Below are 18,247 nucleotides of genomic sequence, written 5' to 3' on the forward strand. Positions count from 1 at the left end.
CGCCCAAAATAGCTTGTTTGTGTATTACTCCCAAGATCGTGACCGTTGGTTCGGACAGGCAAACCCTGCCCTACAGTTGATGATTTGATAGATCGGGTTAGCTTTGATACATCCCTATCAGACTGCGACAAAGACTTTTTAAATAATGCCTATATAATCTCAAAGCTTCCCTCCAAACGGATATCCGCCGATGAAGCCCCAACCATTACTTTGAAACTTCCCGGCTCTACACAAAAGTTCATATTCTTATCCCAAAGCCCTAAATCCTGCGGACGAAGTTTGAAACGAACGATTTTTTCCTCTCCCGGCTCCAAAGAAATACGCTCAAACCCACGCAACACTTTTGTGTAAGTCGTAACACTGCTCACTTCATCACGCAAATAAAGTTGTACCACTTCATCTCCTTTTACCTTTCCCGTATTCTTCACTCTGCAACTTATATTTACTTCACCCTGTACCCCTTGTTCCTTGGGAGTTATTTGCAAATCACTATAAACAAAAGAAGTATAGCTCAAACCATATCCGAAAGGATAAAGTGCACCATAAACCGAAGTACTTGCAGGGACATCCGATCCCGGTTTAAAAGGAAAGGCAAATGGTATTTGTCCTACTGATTTCGGAAAAGTCACAGCCAGTCTTCCACCCGGATTGTAATCTCCAAACAAAGCCTCAGCCACTGCCTGCCCGCAAAACTCACCGGGAAACCAGGCATGTAATATCGCCGGAACATTAGCCGCTGCATAATTAATGGTTGCCGCACGACCGTCAAGCAACACCAACACTACCGGCGTGCCTGTGCCCATCACAGCTTTCAACAACTCTTCCTGACGGCCAGGCAGCTCCAAACTGGTGCGAGAACGGTCTTCCCTTACCGTCAGTTCATTACCGCCCAGCACCATAATGGCAACTTCTGCATTTTGCGCAGCGGCAACCGCCTCATCCATCAGCCTGCTTTCTTCTTCCGTCTTCGGGAAATCAAGAATTTCACTTTCCGGGAAATGCGGGTCTATAATATCACAACCCTTCCGATAAACCACCTCTGCATCGGGAAGCATTTCCTTTATTCCCTGAAAAACTGTCTTTATCGGTGCATTGGCAGGTCCGTAACGGCAGATAAGTTGCTTCTTCTCTTCGGCATTCGGACCGATAACAGCCACCTTCCGAATCGATTTGGATAAAGGCAGCATCTCTTTCTCATTCTTAAGCAAGACCAATGACTGACGCGCTGCATCGAGTGCCACCGCCTGATGTTCTTTGCTATGTACTATCTTCTCGGCCAATTTTCCATCACCGCGATACGGGTTGTCGAATAATCCCAGCCAAAACTTCACCCGAAGAACCTCCGCCACACGCTTGTCCACCGTATCAAAAGAAATCTTTCCATCGGCAATTGCCTTACGCAAAGGAATTATAAACTCGTCGGGAGCAGTAAAATTAGTACGCACATTCAAACCGGCATTGACACACTGCGCAATACCGTCTTCGTATGTATCAGCCACCTTATGTTTGCCTGCAACAAACTCCACCGCCTCACTGTCAGAAACCACATACCCCTTGAATCCCCATTCCTGACGCAAGATTTCGGTCAGGAAATGATAGCTTCCGCTAATCGGTTCACCATCATAATCATTATAAGAGCTCATCACGCCCAAAGCCCCTGCATCTTGGAAAGCTACCCGGAAAGGCTCCAGATAGAGCGTTCTCATTTCACGCGGTGCTACATGGGGATCGGTACGCGTTTGCCCATCGCGTCCGCCCACAGGAATACTGTAAACAGCAAAATGTTTGGGAGTGGCAACCAAATTATGCTTTTGAAGGGTAGTTACCATTTGTTTACCTAGTTGTCCCACCAGATAAGGATCTTCACCATACGTTTCCACACAACGTCCCCAGCGGGGATCTTGCGAAATATCCAAAATGGGAGAATAAATATTGGTATAGCCCAAAGCATCTGCTTCACGTGCCTCCACTTCGGCAATACGCGCAATCAGTTCTTTGTTCCAAGTGGCACCTTGTCCACACTGGGCAGGGAAATAAGTGGCACGGTCGTGACACAAACCACGTATACCCTCGTTTGTAAAGTCAACCGGAATACCCAAACGAGTTTCTTCAATAAACCACCGCTGGATAGCATGCTTCGTATCTACATGCCTGATGTAGGGAAAGGCATACTCTGAACGAAACTTGCCGAGACCGTTATGCTCTTCATCAATATTTCCAATGCCGTCTTTCCATATTTCGGTTTTCCAGTTTTCTTGAGGCAACGCATCTTTCAAAATACGCCCCGAACCGTAAAGCGTGGCCATCTGACAGGTTTTCTCATCAAGAGTCATTTGACTCAACAAATCCTGCACACGGTCTTCCAACGGAGCCTTGGGATCTTCATAAATATCCATCACTCCATTCTTATTAAAGTCAATCCAGCCTTTATGATAAATACTTTTTTGAGGGGATGCCGCACTCATCTGAGAGTGAGTACATAAAGCCAACAAGCCTAATAATACAATTTGGTTTTTCATAAGTAAATATTCTTTCGTTGTTCGATATGCGTGTTTTATTTTCAGTAACCAATCACTTATCTGCCCCCAACCATGTCCATTTATGCCAAATACCTTCCAACGGTCCTTGCTTGTGACTCTTCAACCACCATTTACAGAAACAGACCTGCAACAAGAAGAGCACAAACCCGATTATCAGACTAAGCGCATAGCCACAGTAAGGAGCGAGATACAGTCCGAACGGGAAATAAATGACAGCACCGGCAATAGACTGTCCGATATAATTGCTCAGACTCATTTTTCCATAAAAGCGAAGATTGGATACAAACTTCTTGAAGCCTTCCTTTTGATAAAGCAACACAAAAGATGCAACCAACACTACCGTGAATGCAAACTTCTGCCACATATCGAAAGCCGTCCCTACTGTTCCCCGAACAAGTAAGCTGTCACTTGCCATCACCAACTCTTTCAACTGGAACAACGGAGCAAATGCGATGGCAGAAATAATAAGTGCCTTCACCCAGAAACGTGTATTGGTTTCGGAAGAAACAAAAAGCTGCTTACGGCCGATATACAGTCCCATCAGGAACAAACCGGCAGTCTGCCAGAAACGTCCGGCACCCAATGCCCAATACAAACTCGCTTTTTGACCGTAAGTGATGTTCTTCCATAAGAACTCTCCCAAATTCCCCTCTTTCGTATAAGCCGCCACTTCCTGATACATTGCTCCTACCCCCAAATCGGGCAACGTATGCGACGGGTCGTACAAACTTACTATATAATGATACCATTCAACAGGTTGCAGTAAAAATACAATAGCTGTAACAAGAATGGCACAATCACTCCATTTGCGCACCACAAATAATACGACACCCACTACAACAAACAGTAATAGGACATCTCCTGCCGGGAAAAAAGCAGCATTGACAGTAGCAAAAACGGCTAATAAGACAAGACGCCAAAGAAAACGATAGCCAAAATCCTTCCCTTTCCGTTGCTGATTAGCCGACTGAATATAGAATGTAAATCCGAACAGCAAAGCAAAAATAGCATAAGCTTTCCCGGCAAACAGAGAAAAAGTAATGTTAAAGACTCCGTCATTCAGAATATTCAACCATCCGGGATCACCTGTAGGATAAACCGGAAAGATAAAGTGTTCCAAGTTATGTACCAAGAGAATTGCCATCACAGCAAATCCCCGCAAAGCATCTACCACTTCGATACGTGGCAGTTTTTCTGATAATTGTTTTTCCATGAAATAGATATTGTTAATAAATAGATACAAGCAACAGATCCTCCACTTCGTTCAGAATGACAAAGTAATAGACCATTTTAGTCTTGACGCATTCCTTTTTTTCAATTGAGTGCAAAGATAACCTTCTTTTTCCAACTATTCATTCGCATAGATCAAATTCTTTCGAATGCATCTGCCTCATCCTGAACGAAGAAGAAACATACAGTCCGACAGTATGTAAAATTTAACTATTTACTCTTCCGCCCAAACTATTATTTTTCTACATTTGTTATCATTGAAACTTTAAATACGAAAGACATGAAAGCAAATCCTGTATTTAGTTTGTACATCCCTACCAAATTGATATTCGGTTGTGGGGAAATCAATAAGTTATCAAGTGAAAAACTACCGGGAAAGAAAGCATTGGTTGTTATTTCTGCCGGAACTTCCATGCGGAAATATGGATATCTGCAAAAAGTACTCGCCCAACTGAGGCTGAATCATGTAGAAACGGTAGTTTACGATAAAATACTTCCCAACCCCATCAAAGAACATGTAATGGAAGCAGCCGCCATCTGTCGTGAAGAAAGATGTGACTTTGTGGTCGGACTGGGAGGGGGAAGTTCTATCGATTCCGCCAAAAGCATTGCTGTAATGGCATGCAATGATGGTGATTATTGGGATTACGTTTCAGGAGGAACAGGTAAAGGACGTCCCATCAGCAAAGCTCTGCCTATTATAGCCATTCCGACAACAGCGGGCACAGGTACTGAAATGGACCCATGGACAGTAATCACTCATGAAACGGCACAGGAGAAAATAGGCTTCGGCTGTCCCCTCACCTATCCTACCCTTTCCATTGTAGACCCTGAATTAATGGTATCCATCCCGCCCGAACTTACCGCTATTCAAGGATTTGATGCCTTTTTCCATGCTGCCGAGGGTTTCATTGCCAACTGTGCAACCCCTATCAGCGACCTATATGCATTGGAAGCTATCCGCTTATTATATAAATACCTGCCGGTAGCCGTAGCCGACGGACAAAATCTAAAAGCACGCGCCAAAGTTGCCTGGGCGAGTACACTCGCCGGAATGGTAGAATCTACCTCCAGTTGTACTTCCGAACATTCACTGGAACATGCCATGAGTGCCTACTATCCGCAACTTCCCCATGGAGCCGGATTAATAGCACTTTCCGAAGCTTATTTTGAAACTTTCCGTCACGACTGCACCAAACGCTACATGAAAATGGCCGAAGTGATGACCGAAAAGAAGAGTAATCGTGCATCCGACTTCATCGATGCACTAGTAACAATGCAAAAAGAATGCAAAGTAAAAGATTTAAAATTAAGTGAATATGGCATCCGGCCCAATGACTTTCCTAGAATATTGCAGAATGCACGTGACACCATGGGCGGTTTATTCACACTTGACCCACATCCCATAACCGATGACGAAATACTGAATATATTAGAAAAGTCTTATCGATAAATACAAGAAGGGCTATAGCTTGATTTCCTTTGCCATAGCCCTTCTTTACATTATATTTCTACTCTCCCACATTCTTTATATTCAAGATTCTTCATACATCGACAACATTCGATAACATCACCCCCTTCACCCCCCTCTATTTTCCGTTGTCTAAAGAAAACCCATATCACAACATTTTAATCATTTACTAAGTTCTTTTAGAACTTTGCAACATTGCTACAAAGCCTGTATACCATTTGATGGAGTATATGTATAGGTATAATATGGCTTTTGTATCTACTTTTATTCTACCTAATTATAAAAATATTGGTGGCTAATATTTTATTTATCTATAGCTATATAAGATTGTTTATATAAGATTTGGAGAGGTTGGTTGCGTAATCTTAATAAAATATCAAGTATATATTAAAAATAATTTCTTAAATATGCTTGAATTAATAAATAATATAATATATTTGCAGCGTAAACCTAAATATAAATTATTGCAAAGTTCTAAAAGAACTTTATTTGAAAATAATTTCATGCTATAATAAACACTAATAAAAAAAATCACAGCTATGTTAAAAAGGATAAAGTCAGTCAGTACGTTGCTGTTCTTAATGGGCGTCTCTACAGGAACAGCTTACGCGGTTGCCGAATCCGGTATAACCGATGTGAAAATCACACAACAAAATGGCTCTTGTACCGGTATTGTGAAAGACACAACAGGTGAAACCGTTATCGGTGCATCTGTGGTAGTAAAAGGTACCACCAACGGAACAATCACCGGTATTGACGGTGACTTCTCTTTAAACAATGTCAAACAAGGAGACATTATCCAGATTTCTTTCGTTGGATATAAAACGGTAGAAGTAAAATGGAATGGTCAGCCTCTAAACGTTACATTAAAAGACGACACGGAAATGTTGGGAGAGGTTGTAGTTACCGGTTACGGTGGTCAACAGTTACGTACCAAAGTAACTAACTCTATTTCGAAAGTAAAACAGGAGAGCTTAAACGTAGGTATGCACTCCAATCCTGCACAAGCATTATCCGGTGCCGTAGCCGGCTTGAAGGTTATCCAATCATCAGGTAGCCCCGGCGCAACTCCTACCATTATCTTGCGTGGTGGTACCAACTTGGATGGAACCGGTTCTCCACTCGTTGTAGTAGACGGACAACTTAGAGACTCTATGAGTGATATCAACCCTGAAGACATTGAGTCTATGGATGTATTAAAGGATGCCGGTGCTACTGCACTTTACGGTGCACGTGCCAGTAACGGTGTAATCCTTATTACCACCAAAAGAGGTAAAGCAGGTTTCCGCGAAATTAACTTCAAGGCTAAATTAGGTTTGAGCTATGCACGCACTCCTTATGAATTTTTGGAAGCAGGCGAATATATCAAAGCTATGCGTAAAGCACACTGGGATGCAGGACACTTGTTTCAAGACAAAGACGGAAACACAAAAACTTATTGGGGTAATTGGGAAAGTTACCTGAACGGTAAACAACCTTTCGGTACCGGTAACAACCTGGATCAGGACATTTACAGTACTCAGTTCTTAAACGAAGACAACAAATATCTGTTGGGCAGAGGATGGCAGACAGTGACAGACCCTATTACCGGTAAAGAAATTTTATACAAGAATACGGATGTAGATAAATATAACCTGAATGATCCCGCATTCTCACAGGACTACAACATCAATATGTCTGGTGGTAATGACCGTGGCACCTACTACGCCGGTTTGGGATACAACCGTCAGGAAGGTGTTCCTGTCAATACATTCTACGAACGTTATTCATTCATTACCAACGCCAGCTATAAAATTGCAGACTGGCTAACTTCCACTTCGTCACTAAACTATAATCGTGCCAATTGGAAAAACATGCCCGGCTCCAACGGTTCTGAGTTAAATTATTTCGGACGAGTACGTTCACTTCCTCCTACTGTTCTTTTTGAGGATGAAGAAGGCAACATGAAACTAGGTCCGGGTACCGCTGATGGTAACCAAATGTACCAACCCGACCAATGGTGGAATGACAATCAAAGCGATAAGTTCACAATGAGCCAATCCTTTAAGATTGATATTCTGAAAAATCTGTCATTGACAGCCAACATGAACTGGTATTACTCTGAAACATATCAGGAAAGTTTCACAAAAGATTATGAAAATACTCCCGGAAACTTCGTGCGTACAAGATCGGCTACAGCTTATTATAACCGCGATTTCCGCCAAACATACAATGCCGTATTAAACTATAACGAAACCTTCTTCCTTGACCATCATGTAGAAGTGATGTTAGGTATGGAATACTACAACAAATACCAACGCGGATTTGAGGCACAAGGCCAAGGTGCACCTACCGACGACCTCCCCGATTTGTCACTGACCGATAAGGGCGAAGGTAAGCGTACTATCAATTCATGGCATGAGAAACAACGTATCCTGTCATTCTTCGGACGTTTAAATTATGATTTTAAGGACAAATACCTGTTGTCATTCGTTTTCCGTCGCGACGGTTACTCCTCTCTGTTAGGTGACAACCGTTGGGGATTCTTCCCCGGAGTATCTGCCGGATGGATTTTCGGACGCGAAGACTTCATTAAAGAAGCCATTCCCGTAATGTCATTCGGTAAGTTGCGTGCCAGCTACGGTATCAATGGTAATGCGTCAGGTATTGGTGCCTATACCTTACAGGGAAGCTACGGTTCAAGCAACAGCAACGGTTCATTCAACTATAACGGAAATACTTCTTATCTCATCACAGAACTTCCCAACCCTAACCTGAGATGGGAAAAGACCGCTACCTTTGAAGTGGGGGCAGACTTGAGCTTCTTTGCCAACCGACTGAACACTAACCTGACATATTATAACCGGCTGACATCAGACAAATATGCAGCATTGAGTTTCCCGACCTCTACTGGTTTCTCATCTGTAACAAACAATAATGGTGAATTCCGCAACCAAGGTATCGAAATCGAACTTTCAGGAAAAATTATCGATAGCAAAGACTGGACATGGAGCGCCTCAGGAAATATCGCATTCAACAAGAATAAAATCGTTTCATTACCGGACAATGGTATGGAAAGAAACCGTATCAATGCATTCCAAGTATATACCGGAAACGGAGATGAGAAAAAATGGGTAGGCGGACAACAGGAAGGTCAAGAACCGGGCATACTGTATTTATACCAAGCAGATGGCATTTACCGCTCATACGATGAAATTCCCGCCAATCTGGTGAGAAAATATGGCTCCAGAACTTACTATGGACCTGAGGCATGGAACAAACTGACAGCAGAGCAACAAAATGCCACTACGAACTTCCCTATCCAACCGGGTGACACGAAATTCCATGATGTAAATGGCGATGATGTAATCGATGAATTCGATAAAGTAAAAGTGGGAGCTACCTCTCCACGCTGGACCGGTGGTTTCAATACTACTCTCAGATGGAAAAACTTCCAACTATACGGACGCTTTGACTATGCTCTAGGCTTCTGGTTGTATGAAAATAGTGGGACACAAAGTACTACTCCATGGTTCATGGGATGTTACCAAGGAACATACAATACACCGACAATGTACTATGATACTTGGTCAGAAAGCAATCCGAACGCTAAATACCCACGCTATCTGTTTGCCGACCAAAACGGAAAAAACAACTACATAGCATCCACCATGTTTGCATACAGAGGTGACTATTTAGCTATCCGCGAAATCTCGCTGAGCTATTCATTGCCTGAATCTGTAGCTAAAATGTTGAAGATGCAACGTGCCGAAGTCTCTATTACAGGACAGAACCTGGGTTACATCACCGGTGCGAAAAATGTAGGCTCTCCTGAAGCCAACCCAAAAGACAACGGTGCAGTCGGACAAGGCTATTCATTACCACGTACTATTCTGTTTGGGGTTAACTTAACATTCTAATTTAATAACTAAAAAAGACTACAATTATGAGAAATAAAATATTAAAATTAGCATTTCGCTTCAGTGCATTTGCTTTTGCTGTCGGCATGACAGGTTGCGATGCTTTAGACTTAGCTCCCATTGACACTTATGGAAGCGGTAACTTCTGGACAAGAAAAGAACATGTAATCGCTTATATGGACGGAATACACAAAAATTTCCGTGACCAAATATTCCAGCAACAATATGTATTAGGTGAAGCACGCGGTGGAACCAGTGTTCCCGATGTTGCTGTAGACGGAACTTCGGTTTCTTATCAGGGTATCGTAAATCAAGCCCTGAATGCCGAGTCTCCGGGAATCACAAACTTTGGTAACATATATGGATGTATTGCGAATATAAATATCATGTTGCAGAAGACTCTGGAAGCCGACTATATGACCGAAGAAGAAAAGGCCTATTATCTGGGGCAAGCTTACGGTTTACGCGCTTTCTATTACTTCGGACTGTACCGCACTTATGGTACTTTACCTCTGCGCTTAGATCCAAATCCGGTAGTAAATGGTGACTTTAACCCAAACAACCTTTATATGAAGCGTTCTGCCGGTTCTGAAGTTATGAAACAAATCAAAGCAGACCTGAAATCTTCACTCGATTACTTTGGCAATAATAACTCTTTCGACCCCAATAACCGTAAGAATTTAAAAGGCTATTGGTCAAAAGCTGCCACTGAATATTTGGCTGCTGAAGTCTACTTATGGAATGCTAAGGTTTCTGTAGATGACAATACAGCAAACAATGCAGACTTAAGCGTAGCCAAAAATCATCTGCAAAGCCTGATGAATAATTATGATCTCTCCTTACAGTCAAACTATGAAGATATATTCAGCGTAAACAATAAAGGCAATAATGAAGTAATTTTCGCTGTAAGATATATGGAAGGAGAAGCATCAAATCCATTTACAGCTCTCATGTACAACTATCAAACCGGAGCTTTCAAAACAGTAGGTTTCAACGATGAAAATGGAAAACCTATGGGAGATACGCTGAAAGTTAGCACCACAGGAATGCAGCGCATAGAATATCTACCGGAGTTCTACCTGTCTTATGACAAGACAGATAGCCGCCGCGATGCGACATTCCTGGGAGCCTATTCACGTAAAGACAATTCATTGGCAGGTACAGTGTACAAAAAAATAATGGGACACTTCGATGAATCCATCAATCGCTATATTTGGGACGCTGATGTCATTGTCTATCGTTTGGCGGGCGTATATCTAATGATGGCTGAAATAGCAAATATGGAAGGCGGAGATGTAGCTTCCTATATAAACAAAATACGTGAGCGTGCTTACGGTAAAAATTGGGACGCAACCAAATATGGCTACACCAACGGTAATTTTACAGAAAACGAGCTGGCTATCCTACATGAAAAAGATAAAGAAATGTTAGGAGAAGGACAACGCTGGTATGACCTGAAACGTATGACATTGACCAAAGGAGGCAAACATCTGGTATTCTGTCCGGAAGGCAGCAAAGATGGTCAAAAGGCTATCTTAACTGAAGCCGAAGCTTACAAACTATACTGGCCGATAGAAACCAATATGATTACCAAAGATCCTGAATTGACTCAAACACCGGGATACTAATAATCAAAACATCTGTATTACAGATATAGTCGATTTTAACATTGATTTTGGAAGAGGATGCCCGTGAGGGTGTCCTCTTTAATTTTCTATGATGAATTTGCCGCAATTCATCTCTAATTACTTATCTTAGCCTCAAAATGACAACCTTATATCATCTAATCATGCAGAAAACAAAACTAAAAATGAAAAAATGGGTAATTCTCCTCACCGTTTGCCTGTCATCATCAATGCTATTCGCGCAAACAGCATTTTCCCCCGAACAACATAAAACTGTTTGTTCTGAACGAAGTGACGGACGTTATCTCAGCACCTACGGAGTAGTACATGCCATGCTCAAAGATACCAAACCACTCTATGCATTCCGACATGATTTCACCCGGCAAGAATTTGCCGAATGGCAAAAAGAGGTACGGACAGCCATGATAGAAATCATGCATCATCCCCACATCACCGGTCAGCCAATACCTGTTTGTATAGAGAAAATACAGAAAGACGGTTATCGGCAAGAGAAATGGGAGTTCTATCCACTGCCTCACTGTGTTTCTACTTTTTATATACTGATTCCCGATAAAGTTAAAATACCCGGTCCTGCCGTACTCTGCATTCCCGGATCGGGTATGACAAAAGAAAACCTCATCGGAGAAGTTTCCGCCAACAATATGCGGGCGGCTATGGCCTTAAACATTGCAAAACAAGGATATATCTCAGTTGCCGTAGATAATGCGGCAGCGGGAGAGGCAGCCGACCTGGAACCTTTGACAGGAACAAGTTATGATTATGATACTCCGTCACGCATTTTGCTGGAATTGGGATGGAGCTATTTAGGCTACACTTCTTTTCTAAATAAACAAGTTTTGGAATGGATGAAATGCCAACCCTTCATACGCAAAGACCGCATTGTTGTCAGTGGTTTCTCTTTGGGGACTGAACCTTTAATGGTATTGGGCGTCATGGACCCTTCCATTTACGCTTTTATCTACAACGATTTCTTATGCCAAACACAGGAACGGGCTATCGTGATGACAGAACCGGACCAAAGGGGGCGTCGCCCTTTTCCCAATTCCATCCGTCATTTAATACCCGACTTTTGGAAATACTTTAACTTTCCTGATATAGTGGCTTCTCTTGCCCCTCGCCCCATTATTCTGACGGAAGGCGGACTGGACAGAGACTTCAATTTAGTAAAACGAGCCTATGAAATCAGCGGACATCCGGAAAACGTTGAAACACATCATTATCAGAAATATACGGCACCGGAGACACGTAATACTGCTCAAAATTTGCCTGAAGGACTCGGCAGAGCCTCTTTCTATGACTCTGTAAATGTAGATGGGCCGAACCATTACTTCAAAAATGAATTTGTACTGCCATGGCTGGACAAAGTCCTGGCCGAATAACTCTTAAAATAAGACTAAAAAGCCGCAGCTTCGTTTCCCAACGTTACTGCGGCTTTCAATCTTATTAAAAACTAATATTATTTCTTCATTATCTCTTCACAAAGCGTATAGCTGCGAATCATCATTCTGGGAATATGGAACGGTCCCTTGAAGATATTACCCTTAGCCGGCTGTGCCACTGTTCCGTCACGATGCAGATAGCCATACCATTCACCATATTCTTTATCAGGGAAATGGGCATAGGTCCAGTCGCTGATTTGCTTATGCATCTCCAGATATTTTTCATTGCCCGTGGCCTGATAAGCATACAGAGTGGCAATAATGGCCTCTGTCTGCGGCCACCAGAACTTCATATCCTGAGAATAATCCTGGGGAGGAAGATTCTTGCAATCACGGAAATTAATGATACCGCCATATTCTTTGTCCCATCCCCAGTCCCAGGACCAGTCAAGGATAGTCAATGCCATATCCACCAATTCTTTATCCCAATTGCGGTACTTGGCCTCTTCCAGAATAAACCAGGCCGTCTCGATGCAGTGTCCCGGATTGATGGTGCGACCGTTGATAGAATCGATAAATTCTCCGTCAGGACCTACCATTTCAAGCAATGCCTTGAATTCAGGATGCATGAAATAAGTACGCAATGCCTTGATGGAACGGTCTATCTGCTCTGTCAGCAACGGGGCGTTGATAGCCGCACGGATGCGTGAAGCGGTATTTACCAGAATCATTGTGATGGAATGTCCCTGCGATTTCAACGTATCCAGATACTTCGGCTCCAATATGCCCGGAGTGTTCAGGAAACGCATGATGCGCTTGAACAGCTCCAGTGCTTTTTCGGCATAAGTATGGTCTCCCGATGCAATGGCGTATTCCGACATGGCAATGGCGGCAAAGCCTTCCGAAAAGACATAACGGCGTTTACGCAACGGAGTTCCGTCTTCCATCACTTCAAAATACATGCGTCCGTCGGCATCGAAACAATGAGCCTCGATAAAGTCGATACAGCTTTTTGAAGCAGCCAGCCATTCGGGATTCTTCTCTATATTATTATAGGCATAAGCTGCGATAAAGCCGAAACGTCCTTGAAACCATACCGATTTGGTGGTGTCCATCAGACTTCCGTCACGGTCGAGGCAAGTGTATACACCACCATGCTTACGGTCAAGACCGTTTTTCAACCAAAACGGAAGAATGTTTTCGGTCAGATCCTTCTTATAGCATGCTGCCCAATTCGACAAATATTCGTTTACATTCATAAAAACAAATGTTTTATTTAGAATTTATTACATCTTTCAAAGAAGTTAATTGCTTCCAGTTCTTTCTTCATGGCAGCTTCTTCTTCATCGGTCATATTTTGGAACGGAGTGCGGTTCTTACCCAAATCCAGCCCAATCAGTTTCATAATGCGTTTGCCACCGACAATATTGCCGCGATAATGGCAGATAACATTGATTACTTCCTGTGCAAAGTTCTGACGTTCGCGGGCCAGTTCCAAGTCTCCGGCTTTCCATGCTTCAATGATGCCTACCAGTTCTTTACCGTTATAATTGGTTGTTCCACCGATACCACCCTGAGCACCGCCCATGGCAAGACAAGGCAGAATTGTTTCATCCTGTCCGTGAAGCATATCGAACTTACCGTTCTTGTAAAGGCGGCACTGGTTATATTCATACATACTTTCGAAAGTATATTTGATACCGGCAAAGTTTGGAATACGTCCGTCCACAGCTTCAAGGAAAGCCACCATTGACAAGAATGCACCGTTGAATGCAGGAATATGATAGAAATAGAAAGGAAGTTCGGGTGCACCGCAAGCGATTTCTTCGCAATATTTCACAAGTTCTTCAATACGGCTCACTTTCGGAAAGGGAGGAGCCATGGCACCGATACCCCATGCGCCAATCTTTTGGGCATGTTCAGCCAAACGCTTGCTGGACTTCACGCAAGTGCTTCCCACATGTACGATAACCTTAAAACCTTGAGGAGCAACTTCCATCCAACGTTCTGCCAGTTTCATGCGCTCGTCTTCGGTCAGCATATAACCTTCACCGGAAGAACCATTGATAAATACTCCTTGAAGACCATTCTTTACCAACAATTGGCAATATGCTTCAATCGGTTCATAATTCACTTCTCCGTTTTCATAAAACGGGGTAAAAGGTGCGTCAATAAGTCCGATAATCTTTTCCATAACTATTTCTTTTAGAGTTTTACTTTTCCTATTAATTTTCTGATTTTTCCTTCACCGATAACCGGAGCATGCGGGTCTTCGGGATAAACGATGGCAAACTCACCGGGTTGTAAGGTGGCAAACAAGGTGGGTCTATCGCTATAAAGCGCACAGTCTCCCTCCTTTTGGTAAGCCTGAGCCTGATGTTCCAACGTTTCAACAGCCTTCCAACCGATAGTTTCCTGCCCCGTCAAAAGGATATGCACATCAATGTAATCGCGATGCATTTCCAGCACTTGCTTGTCGGCAGGAACACATTCGGGATTTACATTATTAATAAATAAGTTATCGCCATCCAGTTCAATGCGTCCCAAAGGAGCATTCAGCAAGTCATGCGTCTTTACATAATCAAATAATTGTTTGAACAGCGGATGAAGGCTTTCTATCCGCGAACTGTTCTCTAATCTTGAAACTATCATCGTTATTTTTTGTATAATTTAATCGACCATATTATCTGTCTTCGGGCGCAGGAAGAACAACTGAAGAGCCAAAGCAACCAGAACGATGACACTCAACATGGCAAAGCCCTGTCCCAATCCACCTCCGTCAGTCCATTTGCCCAAAAGCTCCGTTACGGCTGCACCGGCAAATACGCCTGTCATGTTCATGATTCCGTATGCCGTTCCACGATGTTTGTCTGAAACAAACTGACACAGAATCGGCATATTGTTGGCATCGAAGATACCGTAACCCACACCAAAGAGCAAGCCGGCTCCCACCACACTCACAAAACTGTGTCCGAAACCCAACAGCAACAAGGAAGGAACCGTCAGTCCCAAGCCAATGGCACCGGTATAAACACGTCCGCGGATATTCTTCTGCACCCATTTATCCGACAGGACACCACCCACAATGACACCGATAAATGATGACAGAGCAATGGTTATAGTAGAAATCGGACCTGCCTCAGCCATGGGGATATTCAGACTTTCGGAGAATAATGTCGGAAGCCAGTTCTTGGTTGCCCATCCCGGCAAACTGGGAGCTGCAAAATAGAACAGGATAATCCAGAAAGCCCAGTTGGATAGTACAATTGCCAGTCCGCTGAACACAGACCCTTTCTTGCGAGGCGTTTCTTTTGCAAGTTTCTCTATCTTTATATGAGTAGGATTTTCATGCAGGAACAGCACCAATACCAATGCATAGACAATACCCACAATACCAAACCAATGGAAAGTAAGCTGCCAGGAGAAAGCGGCCGCCACCGTTGCGCCGAAACCTCCGATAGCCTGTCCGGTGTACAGACCGGTCATGTGAATACCGATGGCCAGAGAGCGGGATTTATCCTGATGCCAGTCGGCAATCAGTGAAAGTGCTGAAGGAATATATAGAGCTTCACTCACCCCCATGGTGGCACGCAGCCAGTAAAGTTCATGGAAATCAGTCGCATAACCCATCAAATAAGTCACGGCAGACCATACAAAAAGGCTACCGACGATTAACCATTTACGACTCACCCGATCAGCAATAACACCGGCTACCGGACTCATAAAGCCGTAAATCCACAAAAATACAGCCATCAAAGCTCCAAAAGCCTCAGCCTTATTGAGCTCCACAATGTCCACTTTCATTGCTTCCTGCATAGTAGAAAGCATCTGGCGGTCCATATAGTTGAGAAGTGCCACAACCCACAAAAGACCTACCACCACCCAAGGATAGATTTTCTTGTTTTTCATTTATATTAAATCAATTCGACTGCGCAAATATAGGAACTTAATTTAATAACACAAATAGATTTAATGAAATATTTTACGATATAACGATTATTTTTTAAACAGAAGTAAGAATTAAAACAAGATGCTGTTATTGAAGCCTTCTTTAAGGTAAAGTAAGTATAAATCATTTAAATTTCATACAGAATAAAAGAGGGAAAGAAGACCGGCACCCTGCAAAACTCCCCTCCATAAAAGTATAAAAAAATAATTCGGCGAACTATTATATTAATAAATCACCGAACAATTCATAAATTAATTTATTATATCAGGAAAGAGAGTCACTTCTTTGCCAAATCGTCCATTGTCTTACCCTCGTAAGCACAAATCGCCTGTTTATACTCCTCGGCTATCTGCTTCGGCTCTTTGGTTGCAATATCATAACCCACCATCACTGTACGGCACTCACATTTTACCTCCTGCGTATCCGTTGTCACAGCACGTTGCAGCAATGTGAAGCTTTTATGCCCTAACTGAACAACAGCTGTCTCTATTACCAAATGGTCTGAAAAGAATACAGGCGCATAGAAGTTGGCATTGATATTTGCTACTACAATGGCCATCTTATTCCAATCCGCACTCCCCAACACATCTTTTATATAAGTTGTCTTTGCCAAATCATATAAAGAAAAATAAACCGAATTGTTCACGTGTCCGAACTGGTCTACGTCACTGAACCGTATTTGTACCGGCATCGTATGCCTGAATTTTATTTCCTCTCCCATAGTTATGCTTATTAATTTCATTCAAATATAATACTTTTCCTAATAAAAGAACACTAAATAAGAGATTATTCTTACTTTTGCGTTCAATTTATTTAAAGTGAAACCATTAACTTAAAGAATAGACATGGATAAGAAGTTTAGCAAATCCACCCTTTGCGTACAAGGAGGATGGCAGCCGAAAAAAGGAGAACCGCGCGTTTTGCCCATTTATCAAAGTACAACTTTCAAGTATGATACCAGCGAACAGATGGCTCGTTTATTCGACCTTGAAGATACGGGCTACTTCTATACCCGCTTGCAAAACCCGACCAATGACGCAGTGGCAGCAAAAATAGCTGCATTGGAAGGTGGTGTGGGCGCCATGCTTACTTCATCGGGACAGGCTGCTAATTTCTATGCCATTTTCAATATCTGTCAGGCAGGTGACCATTTTGTATGCTCGTCTACCATCTACGGCGGTACTTTCAACCTCTTCGGAGTCACGTTGAAGAAGCTTGGCATCGAATGCACTTTTGTCAATGCCGACGCACCCGAAGAAGAAATTGACAAGGCTTTCCGCCCGAACACCAAAGCATTGTTCGGAGAAACCATCTCAAACCCCAGCATCGATGTGCTCGACATTGAGAAGTTTGCACGTATTGCCCACAAGCACGGGGTGCCTCTGATTGTCGACAATACTTTCGCCACTCCCATCAACTGTCGTCCGTTTGAATGGGGAGCCGACATTGTGACTCACTCTACCACCAAATATATGGACGGACATGCCACCAGTGTAGGCGGAGCCATCGTAGACAGCGGCAATTTCGATTGGGAAGCGCATGCCGACAAATTCCCCGGACTGACTCAGCCGGATGAATCTTACCACGGACTGACTTATACCAAAGCATTCGGTAAAATGGCCTATATGACCAAAGCTACTGCGCAACTGATGCGTGACCTCGGTTCCATTCAGTCACCGCAAAATGCGTTCCTGCTGAATCTGGGACTCGAGACACTTCATCTGCGTGTGCCCCGTCACTGTGAAAACGCACAGAAAGTGGCCGAATGGCTGGAAGCCAATCCACAGGTGAAATGGGTAAACTATTGCGGTCTGAAAAGCAGCAAATATTATGAACTGGCACAGAAATATATGCCGAACGGCTCTTGCGGTGTTATCGCTTTCGGACTGAACGGCAGCCGCGAAGAGGCCATCAAGTTTATGGATGCACTGAAACTGGCCTGCATCGTGACTCATGTGGCAGATGCCCGCACATGCGTGCTTCATCCTGCCAGCCATACACACCGCCAGTTAACGGACGAGCAATTGATGGAAGCCGGAGTTGCTCCCGACTTAATCCGCCTGTCGGTAGGTATCGAAGATGCCAACGACATCATCGCCGATCTGGAACAAGCTTTAGAACAGATTAAATAAG

General features: G+C 43.2%; 12 protein-coding genes. 5 read left to right on the forward strand and 7 right to left on the reverse strand.

Annotated elements, in window-relative coordinates; all coding sequences use genetic code 11:
- Positions 1–149 precede the first annotated feature (149 nt).
- On the reverse strand, positions 150–2,465 hold the full coding sequence (locus HMPREF1534_RS06690) for a glycoside hydrolase family 3 N-terminal domain-containing protein (protein ID WP_085929497.1): 2,316 nt from the start codon (positions 2,463–2,465) through the stop codon (positions 150–152).
- A 106-nt stretch (positions 2,466–2,571) separates the two neighbouring features.
- A complete protein-coding gene (locus HMPREF1534_RS06685) occupies positions 2,572–3,753 on the reverse strand; it encodes a DUF418 domain-containing protein (RefSeq protein WP_005941752.1) in 1,182 nt (393 codons plus the stop codon).
- A 297-nt stretch (positions 3,754–4,050) separates the two neighbouring features.
- On the opposite strand from HMPREF1534_RS06685, the gene HMPREF1534_RS06680 reads away from it, so the two are divergent.
- The 4 genes from HMPREF1534_RS06680 to HMPREF1534_RS06665 all read left to right on the forward strand — a co-directional run bounded on the left by HMPREF1534_RS06680 (position 4,051) and on the right by HMPREF1534_RS06665 (position 12,165).
- Complete coding sequence (locus tag HMPREF1534_RS06680; protein WP_005941759.1) at positions 4,051–5,223, forward strand: iron-containing alcohol dehydrogenase; 1,173 nt, start codon at positions 4,051–4,053, stop codon at positions 5,221–5,223.
- Positions 5,224–5,780: 557 nt separating this feature from the next.
- Positions 5,781–9,140: a SusC/RagA family TonB-linked outer membrane protein gene (locus HMPREF1534_RS06675; RefSeq protein WP_005941765.1), complete on the forward strand. Its 3,360-nt coding sequence runs from the start codon at positions 5,781–5,783 to the stop codon at positions 9,138–9,140.
- Between the two features lie 26 nt (positions 9,141–9,166).
- Positions 9,167–10,768, forward strand: coding sequence for a RagB/SusD family nutrient uptake outer membrane protein (locus HMPREF1534_RS06670; RefSeq protein WP_005941768.1), 1,602 nt, complete (start codon positions 9,167–9,169; stop codon positions 10,766–10,768).
- 182 nt (positions 10,769–10,950) lie between these two features.
- Positions 10,951–12,165 (forward strand): alpha/beta hydrolase family protein, encoded by a 1,215-nt coding sequence (locus tag HMPREF1534_RS06665; RefSeq protein WP_005941771.1) that lies wholly within the window; start codon positions 10,951–10,953, stop codon positions 12,163–12,165.
- 77 nt (positions 12,166–12,242) lie between these two features.
- On the opposite strand, the gene HMPREF1534_RS06660 is transcribed toward HMPREF1534_RS06665, so the two are convergent.
- The 5 genes from HMPREF1534_RS06660 to HMPREF1534_RS06640 form a co-directional block, all read right to left on the reverse strand.
- Entirely contained in the window at positions 12,243–13,424 is a 1,182-nt protein-coding gene (locus HMPREF1534_RS06660; protein WP_005941773.1) for an AGE family epimerase/isomerase, read from the reverse strand.
- A 17-nt stretch (positions 13,425–13,441) separates the two neighbouring features.
- Entirely contained in the window at positions 13,442–14,359 is a 918-nt protein-coding gene (locus HMPREF1534_RS06655) for a dihydrodipicolinate synthase family protein (RefSeq protein ID WP_005941776.1), read from the reverse strand.
- 11 nt (positions 14,360–14,370) lie between these two features.
- Positions 14,371–14,817: a YhcH/YjgK/YiaL family protein gene (locus HMPREF1534_RS06650; protein ID WP_005941779.1), complete on the reverse strand. Its 447-nt coding sequence runs from the start codon at positions 14,815–14,817 to the stop codon at positions 14,371–14,373.
- 18 nt (positions 14,818–14,835) lie between these two features.
- The gene (locus HMPREF1534_RS06645) at positions 14,836–16,074 is read right to left on the reverse strand and encodes an MFS transporter (RefSeq protein ID WP_005941783.1); all 1,239 of its coding nucleotides are present in this window, start codon (positions 16,072–16,074) and stop codon (positions 14,836–14,838) included.
- A gap of 317 nt (positions 16,075–16,391) precedes the next feature.
- Positions 16,392–16,835, reverse strand: a complete 444-nt coding sequence (locus tag HMPREF1534_RS06640; RefSeq protein ID WP_005941786.1) for an acyl-CoA thioesterase — start codon at positions 16,833–16,835, stop codon at positions 16,392–16,394.
- A gap of 124 nt (positions 16,836–16,959) precedes the next feature.
- On the opposite strand from HMPREF1534_RS06640, the gene HMPREF1534_RS06635 reads away from it, so the two are divergent.
- Positions 16,960–18,246, forward strand: coding sequence for an O-acetylhomoserine aminocarboxypropyltransferase/cysteine synthase family protein (locus tag HMPREF1534_RS06635; RefSeq protein ID WP_005941789.1), 1,287 nt, complete (start codon positions 16,960–16,962; stop codon positions 18,244–18,246).
- Position 18,247: the final 1 nt, after the last annotated feature.

It is taken from the genome of Phocaeicola massiliensis B84634 = Timone 84634 = DSM 17679 = JCM 13223, assembly GCF_000382445.1.
Lineage (GTDB): Bacteria > Bacteroidota > Bacteroidia > Bacteroidales > Bacteroidaceae > Phocaeicola > Phocaeicola massiliensis.

Excerpts from the sequence above, each read along its gene's own strand:
- HMPREF1534_RS06690 (WP_085929497.1), bottom strand. The coding sequence starts at position 2,465 with ATGAGTGCGGCATCCCCTCAAAAAAGTATTTATCATAAAGGCTGGATT.
- HMPREF1534_RS06685 (WP_005941752.1), bottom strand. The coding sequence starts at position 3,753 with ATGGAAAAACAATTATCAGAAAAACTGCCACGTATCGAAGTGGTAGAT.
- HMPREF1534_RS06680 (WP_005941759.1), top strand. The coding sequence starts at position 4,051 with ATGAAAGCAAATCCTGTATTTAGTTTGTACATCCCTACCAAATTGATA.
- HMPREF1534_RS06675 (WP_005941765.1), top strand. The coding sequence starts at position 5,781 with ATGTTAAAAAGGATAAAGTCAGTCAGTACGTTGCTGTTCTTAATGGGC.
- HMPREF1534_RS06670 (WP_005941768.1), top strand. The coding sequence starts at position 9,167 with ATGAGAAATAAAATATTAAAATTAGCATTTCGCTTCAGTGCATTTGCT.
- HMPREF1534_RS06665 (WP_005941771.1), top strand. The coding sequence starts at position 10,951 with ATGAAAAAATGGGTAATTCTCCTCACCGTTTGCCTGTCATCATCAATG.
- HMPREF1534_RS06660 (WP_005941773.1), bottom strand. The coding sequence starts at position 13,424 with ATGAATGTAAACGAATATTTGTCGAATTGGGCAGCATGCTATAAGAAG.
- HMPREF1534_RS06655 (WP_005941776.1), bottom strand. The coding sequence starts at position 14,359 with ATGGAAAAGATTATCGGACTTATTGACGCACCTTTTACCCCGTTTTAT.
- HMPREF1534_RS06650 (WP_005941779.1), bottom strand. The coding sequence starts at position 14,817 with ATGATAGTTTCAAGATTAGAGAACAGTTCGCGGATAGAAAGCCTTCAT.
- HMPREF1534_RS06645 (WP_005941783.1), bottom strand. The coding sequence starts at position 16,074 with ATGAAAAACAAGAAAATCTATCCTTGGGTGGTGGTAGGTCTTTTGTGG.
- HMPREF1534_RS06640 (WP_005941786.1), bottom strand. The coding sequence starts at position 16,835 with ATGGGAGAGGAAATAAAATTCAGGCATACGATGCCGGTACAAATACGG.
- HMPREF1534_RS06635 (WP_005941789.1), top strand. The coding sequence starts at position 16,960 with ATGGATAAGAAGTTTAGCAAATCCACCCTTTGCGTACAAGGAGGATGG.